The sequence below is a fragment of the Runella zeae DSM 19591 genome (assembly GCF_000423565.1).
In the GTDB taxonomy this organism is placed as follows: domain Bacteria; phylum Bacteroidota; class Bacteroidia; order Cytophagales; family Spirosomataceae; genus Runella; species Runella zeae.
On record NZ_KE384036.1, the window covers coordinates 314608 to 327472 of the forward strand.

The 12865-nt window shown below is 45.2% G+C and carries 8 protein-coding genes; all 8 read left to right on the forward strand.

The features are described from left to right. The first annotated feature begins 29 nt into the window (after positions 1-29). The 8 genes from G563_RS35370 (at position 30) to G563_RS0119885 (ending at position 12865) form a co-directional block, all read left to right on the forward strand. On the forward strand, positions 30-3200 hold the full coding sequence (locus tag G563_RS35370) for a SusC/RagA family TonB-linked outer membrane protein (RefSeq protein ID WP_084650921.1): 3171 nt from the start codon (positions 30-32) through the stop codon (positions 3198-3200). A 21-nt stretch (positions 3201-3221) separates the two neighbouring features. After that, a complete protein-coding gene (locus G563_RS0119855; RefSeq protein ID WP_028666840.1) occupies positions 3222-4637 on the forward strand; it encodes a RagB/SusD family nutrient uptake outer membrane protein in 1416 nt (471 codons plus the stop codon). A 282-nt stretch (positions 4638-4919) separates the two neighbouring features. Next, positions 4920-6179, forward strand: a complete 1260-nt coding sequence (locus G563_RS0119860) for a ribulose-bisphosphate carboxylase large subunit family protein (protein ID WP_028666841.1) — start codon at positions 4920-4922, stop codon at positions 6177-6179. 74 nt (positions 6180-6253) lie between these two features. Further along, the gene (locus G563_RS0119865) at positions 6254-7645 is read left to right on the forward strand and encodes a four-carbon acid sugar kinase family protein (RefSeq protein WP_028666842.1); all 1392 of its coding nucleotides are present in this window, start codon (positions 6254-6256) and stop codon (positions 7643-7645) included. Positions 7646-7672: 27 nt separating this feature from the next. Beyond that, on the forward strand, positions 7673-8329 hold the full coding sequence (locus G563_RS0119870; RefSeq protein ID WP_028666843.1) for an aspartate/glutamate racemase family protein: 657 nt from the start codon (positions 7673-7675) through the stop codon (positions 8327-8329). After that, a complete protein-coding gene (locus G563_RS0119875) occupies positions 8326-9627 on the forward strand; it encodes a bile acid:sodium symporter family protein (protein WP_028666844.1) in 1302 nt (433 codons plus the stop codon). Before G563_RS0119870 ends, G563_RS0119875 begins: the two co-directional genes overlap by 4 nt. Before the next feature lie 12 nt (positions 9628-9639). Next, positions 9640-10773, forward strand: a complete 1134-nt coding sequence (locus tag G563_RS0119880; protein ID WP_028666845.1) for a glycoside hydrolase family protein — start codon at positions 9640-9642, stop codon at positions 10771-10773. A 73-nt stretch (positions 10774-10846) separates the two neighbouring features. Next, the gene (locus G563_RS0119885; protein WP_028666846.1) at positions 10847-12865 is read left to right on the forward strand and encodes an aceric acid hydrolase; all 2019 of its coding nucleotides are present in this window, start codon (positions 10847-10849) and stop codon (positions 12863-12865) included.

Consider the following 12865-nt stretch of genomic DNA (forward strand, 5'->3'; position numbering starts at 1 on the left):
TGTATTTTATCACGTCAAACTTACACCCTATGAAATCCTTTCTATCACTCAAGTACCTGAGGTACTTTTGTTTTATTTTTCTTTCATTTTGTTTTGTTCAGGTTTTTGGACAATCGAAAGTAATTTCTGTCAAAGGAAAAATACTAGATGAAGCAGGGAAACCTGTTCCAGGGGTATCAGTCGTACTCAAATCCACGACCACGGGTACAATTTCTAATCAAGATGGACTCTACAGCCTTCCTGTTCCAGAAGACGCCATTTTGGTATTTAGCTCGGTAAGCTACGAATCGCAAGAAATCGCAATCAATAAACGTTCGGTGATTGATGTGACCCTGATGCCATCCAACAAAATCCTTAATGAAGTAGTGGTAGTAGGGTATGGTACTCAAAGCAAAAGGGCCGTGACAGGAGCAGTAGCTTCTATCAACAATAAGCAATTTCAAGACCGTTCTTTCAGCAATGTGGCACAGTCCCTAGCAGGGCAAGTGGCGGGGGTGAATATTTCGCAAGCGCAAGGTGCCCCAGGGTCTTCCCCTTTTATCAAGATTCGAGGTGTGAGCTCTATCACCGCCGGCACCAATCCATTGTTAGTAGTGGATGGCGTTCCTTTAGAAAACTTTAACCTAAATATGATTAACCCTCAGGACATTGAGTCGGTAGAAGTATTAAAAGATGCTTCGTCGGCGGCAATTTATGGGTCGAGAGGTTCGAGTGGGGTTATCATTGTTACTACCAAATTAGGAAAAGTGGGCAAAACTAACGTCAGCGCCAATTTTGAATATGGTTCACAAAAAGTGACCCGCCAAATCAAAATGATGGACGCGCAGCAATTTATCCGAACCTACATCGACGCCAAAAACAACGCCTGGATTGATGCGGGTGGTAAAGCCACCGATGGCAACGCCCTTCGTCCTACGTTGCTCAAAATCCCCGAAGATTTTCTGACCAATCCTCAGCAGTTTGGTACAGGTACCAACTGGCAAGATGTAATGTTTAGAGTCGCACCTTCGTACAATGGTCAAATCTCTGTGTCAGGTGGTACCGAGAAAACCCAATATATGTTTTCGGGGGCGTATTTGGACCAAACTGCCGTGCTAGACATGAATTACTACAAACGATTGGCGCTACGCTCTAATATCAAAACTGCCGTAACCGACCGCTTGACAGTAGGGCTTAATTTGGGAGTAACGACGATTTTTGACCGCACTGAAGGAACCAAAGGAAAAAGCGACGTGATTAGCCTTGGCCTTCAAAGCAACCCTCATTTCCCAGTTTATAACGAAAATGGCAACCTCGGCTACCGTGACCCCAACTCTACTTGGTTTCGTTTTACGGCCTTTGGCGATATGAACCTCTGGCATCCGTACTCATTGACCCGCGAAGTAGACAAAGGCACCAAATCATTCAATACCTTAGGCACAGCTTATTTGGAATACAACATTTTGAAGAATCTAAAATTCCGCACTAGTCTGAGTGCCAATCTCTTCAATACTCGTAATCATTTTTATTGGAACGATAAACAAAAATACGGCTACTCGGCAGTGCTTGCGGCTCAAGCCAACGCTGGCAATAGCTACATGCTCAATTGGCTGAGTGAAAACACTTTGACTTACGACAAACAAATCGGCGACCACTCTTTTACGGGACTTGTAGGCTATACCTCCCAAAAACAACGCGACGAAACGATGTACGTAGCTGCCAACAATTTCCCGAATGATTTGGTACATACCCTAAATGCAGGAACTGTAACAGCAGGTAATACTACCGCTAGCGAATGGTCTTTGCTATCTTACATTGCTCGTTTGCAATACAACTACAACAGCCGTTATTTCTTGACGGCGGCTATTCGTCGCGATGGTATGTCGCGCTTTGGTGACAACAACAAATGGGGATATTTCCCTTCGGTATCAGCAGGTTGGCTCATTTCGGATGAAGCTTTTATGAGCGACATCAAGAGCATCAATAACTTGAAATTAAGAGTAAGCTACGGCGTAACAGGCAACAACCAAATCCCCAACTATGGTGCGATTAGCCTTTTGGCAGCCTCCAATTATGTATACGGCGGCACCATGTCCAATGGACTGAGAGTCAGCAACATTGCCAATCCTAACTTGAAATGGGAAAAAACCAATATGTTCAACATTGGTCTGGATTTGGGGATACTCAACAACCGCCTTTCTGGGTCAATCGAGTACTACAACTCTCTGACCCGCGACATGCTACTGTTTGTGCCTGTACCCGACATCACCGGTTTTTCGTCGCAGTTGACCAATATCGGGCAAATGCGCAATCGTGGTATCGAACTTAATATTAGTTCTAAAAACGTAGTAGGAAATTTCAACTGGACTACTGACTTCAACTTCTCACGCAATCGCAACAAAGTATTGCAGTTGGGACCGGGCAATGCCCCTATTCAATACGTGGACAATGTCGTGACTGTCAGAACAGAAGTAGGGCAGCCAGTGTCTAATTTTTATGGTTATATCTTTGATGGGGTGTTTAAAAACCAAGCCGAAATCGACGCCTATCCTCACCACGCAAGCACTACCCCCGGCGACCCTAAAGTAAGGGATGTAAATGGCGACGGAAAAATCACCGACGCCGACCGTACCATCATCGGAAACAATCAGCCTGATTTTATTGCAGGTATGACCAACACCCTGTCTTACAAAGGCTTTGAGTTTTCGTTTATGCTGCAAGGTTCTTACGGTGGCGAAATCGCCAACAACAATATTCGCTACTTAGGCACTTGGGACAATGGTCGTAATTTTTATGCGAGTATGTACAACTACTGGCGCTCAGAAAGCGACCCCGGCGATGGGATTCATTTCAAGCCCAACGTCAGCTACAAAGGTTTGCAGAAACAGTTTTCGTCGTATTGGGTAGAAGATGCCTCTTTCTTACGTATGAAAAACATCCGCTTGTCGTACGCGATTCCGAGCAAGTTATTAAACAAAATTGCTTGCAAATCGGCGCGGGTATATGTCAATGCCGAAAACGTATTTATCCTAACCAAATACAAAGACGGCTACGACCCCGAAAATACCACCTACGGCACCACTACCTACAGCAGCAGCATGGAGACTTCTGGCTCCTATACGAGTGGCAATGCTCCCGTGCCGGGTGCGTTTCAGGGGGTAGATTATGGTTCATATCCACTGCCTCGCGTGATTACGGTAGGTATCAAAGCTGATTTTTAATCAAATAAAACCAACAAAGAAATGAAGAAGTTTAAACATATATTGGCCGCCTGCCTCACTGGTGTAGTGATGAGCAGCTGTAGCGATTCTTTTCTCAAACTCGCCCCGGTATCCAATCCCAACGCTGAGACATTTTTCAAAACCAAAGCTGATTTTGACTTGGCATCCAATGCCGCCTACGCTACGCTTTATACCATTTATAATCCCGAAGGGCCTATCTCATACATGGGTGAACTCATGGGCGATAATGTCACGATTCTGAATATTTCGGGGAATATGGCCGATAAGTGGCAATTCAGGGATTATACCCTTGCGCCTGCCAATACCATGGTCTATCAGTTTTGGCAAGATTTCTATCGTTCGCTTTACAACATCAACATCGTTATTAGTAAAGTAGAAACAAGCGAATTAGAAGCTGCCAGCAAAGACAAAATCAAAGGCGAAATGATGTTTTTAAGGGCACTTTATTACTTCAATATGGTGCAAATTTGGGGAGATTTGCCGCTCGTAACTGCTCCCATTACCGCCGCCGAAAGTTATGGAGTATTACGTTCACCAGCTTCCGAAGTATATGCTCAGATTGTAAAAGATTTACAGTTTGCGGCCGATAAACTGCCCCTCGCTTCCGCCGCTGGCGTAGGAAAAGCCTCCAAAGGAGCGGCTCAATCGCTACTCGGAAAAGTATATTTGACCATGGGCGATAAAACCAAAGCCGCCAATACCCTCAAAGAAGTAGTCAATAGTGGGCAGTACCAATTGCTTCCCAACTATACTTCGCTTTGGGATCCTAAAAACAAAAATACCAAAGAGTCTATCTTCGAAATTCAGTTTTTGGGCGGTTCTTCTACGGCTCCTTTCAGTGATTATTACTTGGGCTTTTTCCCCAATTCCAACGCGCTTGGCTTCTACGGAAGTGGCATGAATCAAGTAGTAGATGATATTTGGAACGAATATGAAACAGGCGATAGCCGCCGCGTAGCCTCTATCGACACGGGCTTTACGGATGCAAAAGGCGTGTTTACCAAAGTCAAATTCCCTAAAAAATGGCAAGACAAAACCGCCCCTATCATTGGGCAACGCATCGCGGCCAACAACAACTTTATGGTATTACGCTACGCCGATGTGTTGTTGATGTTGACCGAAGCGACTGGCGATGCTCAATACTTAAATCAAGTACGCAAAAGGGTAGGGTTGCCTGAATACGGAACCGCTGCCTACCCTTCCAAATACAATAGCATCGAGCTAGCTACTGAGCACGAACGCCGCGTTGAATTGGCTTTTGAGTTTCACCGTTGGTTTGACCTCAAAAGAACCAACCGCGCGCTTACAGTATTGCCAAGCAAAGGTAAAGCCGTGACACAAGCCAAATTGCTAATTCCCATTCCTAACGTAGTGAGAGATCAAAATAGCAAAATCACTCAAAACGCGGGCTACTAGATGAAGACTTTCCAAGTTTGATAACGAAATAGAAATAAACTTGGAAAGTATCGGCTAAAATATCGTCAGACTTTCCAAGTTGCTTAAATCGTTGATAACAAACTTGGAAAGTATCGGCTAAAATATCGTCAGACTTTCCAAGTTGCTCAAATCGCTGATAACAAACTTGGAAAGGCTATCATGAGAAAGTAGAATTAGCATAAAATAAGGTTATTAGCACAGTGTAGTATTGGCCATTTTAGTATTTAATCACAATGAATCATCTTGACTGATTTTTAGCGAATGGAAAGAATTATCGCTACCTATTTTATAGAAACGCCATTTGACGTTGAAAAAGCGGCACAAGTGCTTGCTGGTGAACAATCCAGCGGTACTTTTGTGGCAATTCCGGGTGAAACTGAAGCTTTAAAAGAGCGTTTTGCCGCCAAAGTAGAATCCATAAATTTACTTGAGCCTGCCTATCATCCTTCCTTGCCCGGCGCAGAAGGTTATCCTGTATATCACCGTGCCGAACTCAAAATCTCTTGGTCTATCGAAAACTTTGGGTATAATCTGCCCGTTATGATTTCGACTTTGCAGGGCAATTTATACGAGTTGACCCAATTTACGGGGCTCAAACTCATGGATATTGACATTCCAAACTCTTTTGCTCAGCATTTTGTAGGCCCGCGTTTTGGCATAGAAGGTTGTCGTAATCTTACTCATGTTTATAAGCGGCCTCTGATAGGTACCATTATCAAACCTAGCATTGGGCTTTCACCCGACGATACCGCCGCGCTTGTTAAAACACTAGCGGAGGCAGGTATTGATTTTATTAAGGATGATGAACTCCAATCTGCCTCGGCCAATTCTTCTTTCGAAGCCCGCGTAGATGCAGTTATGGAAGTCATCAATCGTCATGCCGATGCCACGGGCAAAAAAGTAATGTATGCTTTCAACCTTAGCAATGAAATAGATAGTATGCTCCGCCGCTACGAATATTTGATAGAAGCAGGAGGGACTTGTGCTATGGTGAGCATCAATAGCGTAGGTTTGGCGGGTACCAAGAAAATCTGCGACCAAGGCGTATTGCCTATTCATGCCCACCGCAATGGTTGGGGAATGATGACCCGTCATCCGCTTTTGGGAATAGATTTTAGGGCTTATCAAAAGCTATGGCGTTTGGTAGGGGTAGATCAGCTCCATGTCAATGGTATCCAAAACAAATTTTGGGAAAGCGATGACTCCGTAGTACGCTCTATAGAAGCTTGTCGTCAGCCTATGCTTGGTGGCTATGAAGTACTACCCGTGGTATCGTCGGGACAGTGGGGCGGGCAAGCTCCCGAAACTTACCGCCGCACCCAAACTGTGGATTTGCTATACATGGCTGGCGGCGGTATCATGGCGCATCCTGACGGCCCCAAAGGAGGAGTGATTGCCCTTAATCAAGCGTGGGAAGGAGCGGTCAAGGGTTTATCAATACAACAAACTGCTGCACTTTATCCTGAGTTTGCTAAGTCTGTTGCCAAATTTGGAAAGTCACTTTCGTTTATGTCAAATTGATTTTAGCATTTGTCTAGTTTATCACCAACCCAACCCTCAAGCGAATCGCCTTGGTGATTTGTGTATTTTCTTAAATGTCATTGACAAACAGCTCTTTATTATTGGCCTATTACGGAGATGATTTCACGGGCTCAACCGACGCCCTAGAATTCATGAGCCGCGCAGGAGCACGTACGGTGCTTTTTATCGAACCTCCTACGCTTTCTCAACTCGCCCAATACGAAGATTTACAGGCTATTGGAGTAGCGGGGCTATCGCGCTCGCTGTCGCCCCAAGCAATGGAGCTATACCTACGTCCCGCATTTGAAGCCCTACAAAAACTTAATCCCCAACACATCCATTATAAGGTGTGTTCTACTTTCGATTCTTCGCCTACGATTGGCAGCATCGGAAAAGCTTTGGAAATAGGAGCCGAAGTGCTTGAAAGTGAATGGGTTCCAATTCTGGTTGCGGCACCTTCGTTGGGGCGTTATTGTACTTTCGGAAATCTTTTTGCCCGCATGGGTATTGGCAGCCAAGGCGTCATTCATCGCCTCGACCGCCATCCTTCTATGCGTGTTCATCCCGTGACTCCCGCTACCGAAAGTGATTTAAGGCTGCATTTAGCCCAACAAACCACCCGAAAAACGGGCTTATTGGACATTCTTCAAATCGTCCAAGCAGATGCCGCTGAGCAGTTAGCTCAACTCATCGAACTAGGCTATGACAATGTACTATTTGATGCTATTTATGACCAACACCTCCTGCGGATTGGGGAGTTGATAGACCAATTTCAAAAATCTAAAAATCAAGCGTTATTTTCAGTGGGTTCTTCGGGAATTGAAATGGCCTTGGGGAGTTATTGGCAAACAGAAGGTCTTTTAAACAAGCGCACCCACTGGGATGCTTTAGAGCCTGAGTCGGCAATTTTGGTGATTTCGGGAAGCTGCTCTCCCGTCTCTGCCCAGCAAATTGCGTGGGCCGAACGCTACGGGTTTGTAAGTATTGGCTTAGATACTACAACTATTGCGGCGCATCCCAACGACGATTCGGTTTTGAACACTACCATTGAGCAAGCGCTCACTTATGCCCAAGCAGGTCGGAGTATCATCATTCATTCGAGCAGTAGCAATCTCGACCCTCGTATCAAAGAAGCCAACGACATTTTTATACAACAAGGTTTTAGCCCTTCCCAAATTCAATCCCGTACAGGTCAGCTTTTTGGCAGGGCGCTGGGGATAGTAGCCAAAGAAATTCTGGCTTCCTCAGCCATTAAGCGTATCGTTGTAGCAGGAGGGGACACGTCTAGCTATGCTGCACGCGCTATGGAAATCGAAGCAGTAGAAATGATAGCGCCACTTACGCCCGGCGCACCTGTATGCGTAGCCCATGCGCCTCACTCTGCGTTGCATCAAAAACAAATCATTTTTAAAGGTGGTCAGGTAGGTCCTGAAAACTATTATGAATTGGTCAGGGGATTCAGTTAAGCGTCACATAAACCTATTTTATTATTTATGAAAAAAACACTTGGATTAGTTCATACATCGGCCACTTTAGTTCCTGTTTTTCAGCAACTTTGCGCACAATACCTACCTCACATCAATGTCTTCAATATTGTGGATGATAGTCTTATCAAACAAGTCATCACGCGAGGAGAATTACAGCCCGATACGGCACGTCGCGTGGTCAATTACGCAAATTCGGCTGAAAGTGCGGGTGCCGATTTCATTATGTTTACTTGCTCCTCCATTGGCGCGGCCGTCGAAACTGCCGCTACCTTGACCCAAGTTCCAGTGCTCCGCGTAGACCAACCGATGGCTGACAAAGCCGTATCGATGGGTAAAAAAATAGGCGTAATTGCAACCCTTCCTACCACCCTTGCGCCTACTTCTGATTTAGTAAAACGCCGCGCGGCTGTGGCTGGTAAATCTATTGAAATTAAATCAGTTTTGTGCGAAGGGGCCTTTGACGCACTCATGGGCGGCAACCCTGCCCTACACGACCAAATGGTCGCTGCGGCACTGAAAGAATTGAGTCATGAAGTGGATGTAATTGTACTAGCGCAAGCCTCAATGGCACGCGTGGTTGATACCCTCTCAGACACAGAAAAGAAAGTGCCTATTTTGGCAAGCCCCCCCATTGCGATGGAATATCTAGCGACTTTGTTATGAAACAATTATCAAAAATAGCCCTATACGGTAGCGCTGTAGCTTTGGCAGTACTTTTATGGGGGATTTTTACTTCTACGCCTTCTTTATGGCAGCCTTCAGCCCTGGGGCTAGCGGTGTGTATTGCGTTGGGATTGGGGGCAATCCCTGCTCTCAAAGGCTATCAATATACCGCATGGATTATGGCGGCGGTAGTGGCTGGAATGATTTATCCAGCGGCTTTTACCAAATGGGGAGACTTTGATTTACGCAACAAATGGCTCATTCTCATCATCATACAAACGGTGATGTTTGGGATGGGTATCCACATGAGTGTACGCGATTTTTCGAGCTTGGCTATTACCGGCAAAGGGGTCGTGATTGGGCTTTTATGCCATTTTTCGGTCATGCCTTTGATGGGTTTGCTTCTTACCAAAGTCTTTGATTTTGAACCAGAAATCGCTGCGGGTATCATTCTCATTGGTTCATGTTCGAGCGGATTGGCTTCCAATGTGATGGTCTATTTGGCCAAAGCGAATTTGGTATTGTCTGTAATCGTAACAGCAATGGCTACGCTAGTAGCTCCTTTTCTTACACCTCTGCTCATGAAATTGCTGGCCGGAACACTGATTGAAGTTCATTTTGTGGATATGATGATGGAAATCATCAAGATAATCATTGTCCCTATCGGGGCAGCCTTGTTATACGATTTTCTTACCACGGCCACCCGTCCCCAATGGTACAAGGTAACACGCGTTGCTTTTATTGCTGCGCTTTGGCTTTTGGCGCTGCCCGTCGGAATGTGGGATTTTTTCAAAGCCCATATTACTTCGCAAGCAGCACTACAGTCACTCGAAATTTTAGGATTTTTTGCGGGGGCATTTCTGGTCGGTATGGGCTATTATTTTCTTAGCCGTCGTTTTTCCAAGTTAGATGATTTGATGCCCTATTTTTCGATGTTTGGTATTATTTATTTTACTACCGTTACTACAGCCGCTGGCCGCGAAAACCTCCTAAAAGTAGGCTTTTTGCTCTTTATTTGTTCGGTGATTCACAATGCCGCAGGTTATTTTTTTGGTTACTGGCTGAGTCGTTTATTTGGATTGGATGTTAATTCTTCACGCACTGTTGCTTTTGAAGTAGGACTTCAAAACGGCGGTATGGCATCAGGATTGGCCGGAAGTATGGGCAAACTCGGTACGGTAGGACTACCTGCCACGGTTTTTAGCCCTTGGATGAATATTTCGGGTTCTATTTTGGCCAATTATTGGCGCCGCCATCCCGTAGAAGAAGTCAAAGACACTAACACATTTTCAAATTAACACATTACATTCATGTTTTATCGTAAGGTTTTATTTCTGGTATTCATCATTTGTACGGGCAAAGTGTGGTCGCAAAACCCTACCGTTTCTCCCCAAAAAATGCAAGAAGTGTATGATGAAATAAAAACCCCGCATAAATACGGCTTGGTAATGATTCCCTCGGACAATTCAAAAAAGCTAGATTGCCCCACCGTATTTCGTAAAAACAAACAGTGGTTCATGACTTATTTGGTGTTTGATGGGCGAGGTTATGAAACCTGGCTTGCCAAAAGTAAAAACCTGCTTGATTGGGAAATACTCGGCAAAATCATGTCTTTTTCGGCTGATACTTTACAATGGGACAGCAACCAAAAAGCGGGTTATGTAGCCCTTCAAAACACCAAATGGGGAGGAAAGTACAATCTCTTAAAATACCAAGGCAAGTATTGGATGCCGTATTGTGGTGGCAATAGCCGAGGCTATGAGGCAGGCAAACTCTCCGTTGGAATGGCTTACAGCGACCAAAACCCAACCAAATTGGTAGAATGGCAACGATTTCCTAAGGCAGTGCTATCGCCCAACGACACCGATGTAAGGTGGTGGGAAAACAAAAAACAATACAAAAGCACGGTAGTCTGGGATAAGAAAAAAACGACGGGTTATCCTTTTGTAATGTACTACAATGCCAACGGCGATAGCAGCAATAATAACCCCAAATATCGGGAAATTGAGCGCATCGGGATGGCTGTTTCTAACGATATGAAAACTTGGAAACGTTTCAAATCAGAGGCCGTTTTGGATCACTATTCGGGCATCACGGGTGATGGAGTTCTGCAAAAAATGGGAGACTTATGGGTGATGTTTTATTTTGGGGCATTCTGGAATGAGCGCAAAGACGCTTACAATCGTTTTGCTTGTTCGTATGACATGGTCAACTGGACTGATTGGAACGGCCCCGACCTTATCAACCCTTCCGAGCCTTATGATAATATGTATGCTCATAAATCGTACGTAATCAAACACAAAGGAGTGGTTTATCATTTTTATTGTGCGGTCAATAAAGACGACCAACGAGGCATAGCCGTTGCTACTTCCAAAGAAATAGGAAAAAGTACCCTCACTTTTGTACCGCCACCACCCAAGAAAACCAAACAGACCTCCAAATAGACATTTGTACTTTTATTCATCTGATTATCAAAAACTTAAATAGGCTATACCCCACCCATAAAATAAAATTAACATGACAAAAAACGCTTTTATCATTCCTCTTTTGTTCGTTTTTACGCTTTTCGTAGAAGCGCAAAACAAGGGTTTGGTCAATACAAGTCAAAGCCCTTACGCCAAACTTTACACTCCCAATCTCGCCGATGTACGTTGGACGGGAGGCTTCTGGGCCGACCGTTTTCGGGTTTGTAAAGAAACCATGGTTCCCCAACTTTGGAAAACTTACACCGACCCCAATATCAGTCATTCGTTTAGAAATTTTGAAATTGCTGCTGGCCTCGAACAAGGCAATTTTAAAGGGCCTTCTTTTCACGATGGCGATTTTTATAAAACCTTTGAAGCCGTGGCAAGCTTATATGCCACCACCAAAGACCCCGAACTCGACGCTATCATGGACAAAGCCATCGAAGTAATGGCCAAAGCCCAACGCGAAGATGGCTACGTTTATACCAAAGCTATCATCGAACAAAAGAAATCGGGACAAGCAAAGATGTTTGACGACAAACTGAGTTTTGAGGCTTATAATTTTGGACATTTGATGACCGCCGCTTGTGTGCATCATCGTGCTACGGGCAAAACATCGCTGCTCAACGTGGCAAAAAAAGCCGCTGATTTTCTCATTGGGTTTTACAAAATTGCTACGCCTGAGCAAGCTCGCAACGCCATATGCCCCTCCCACTACATGGGTTTGACCGAGCTGTATCGCACTACCAACGAAAAACGCTACCTTGATTTGGTGAAGTACCTTGTCAATATCAAAGGTACGACCGAAGGCACCGACGACAACCAAGACCGTATTCCATTTCGTCAGCAAACAGTGGCGATGGGCCATGCCGTACGTGCTACCTACCTTTATGCAGGGGTGGCTGATGTATATGCCGAAACAGGCGAAGACTCCCTCATGCGCTCGCTCAATCTGATTTGGGACAATCTCACCCAGCGCAAAATGTACGTCACAGGGGCTTGTGGTGCCCTTTTTGACGGAGTTTCGCCTTATGGAACTTCTTACAAGCCCAACGACGTCCAGAAAACCCACCAAGCTTTTGGGCGCGATTATCAACTGCCCAACGTCAGTGCTCACAACGAAACCTGTGCCAACATCGGCAATGTACTTTTCAATTGGCGGATGTTTGCGCTTACAGGCGATGCTCGCTATACTGATGTTGTAGAATTGGCTTTGTACAATAGTGTACTGTCGGGAATCAGTTTGTCGGGAGATAAATTTTTTTATACCAATCCCCTCGCCGCGTCCAACGATTTCCCCTATCAACTCCGCTGGATGGGTGGGCGGATTCCTTATATCCGAATCTCCAACTGCTGCCCCCCAAATACCGTCCGTACAATCACCGAAGTAAGCGACTATGCTTATAGCCTCAGCGATAATGCCGTCTGGTGTAATCTCTTTGGGAGCAGTCAGTTACAAACAACCCTCAAAAATGGGCAAGCTGTAAGCCTGCAACAAGAAAGCAACTACCCTTGGGATGGTAATGTAAAAATTACGGTAGAACAACTGCCAGCCGACGATTTTTCGCTCCGGCTTCGCCTGCCAAGTTGGTGCTCAGAAGCCAAGCTATTTATCAATGGCAAGTCCACGCCTTATACCACCGACAAAGGCTATGTCAATATCAATCGTAAATGGAAAAAAGGCGATATCATCACTTGGAATATGGCTATGCCTACCGAGCTATTGGAATCGAATCCGCTTGTGGAAGAAACCCGCAACCAAGTGGCCGTCAAACGAGGCCCGATGGTCTATTGTTTAGAATCAAACGATATGCCTTCAGGAGCCCGTGTTTTTGACGTAGCGATTCCAAGTACCGCTACCTTCAAACCCACCCCCACTACTTTAGACAATGCGCCTATCACCGCTTTAGAAACCACGGGAGTGCGTATCAATGACCAGCAATGGGACAAAACGCTGTATCGTCCTGTTTCTAAACAAAAGAAAACCGTTCCTCTTAAACTCATCCCTTACTATGCTTGGAGCAATCGAGGCCCGTCTGAAATGACAATTTGGGTACCGATAGTACGGTGA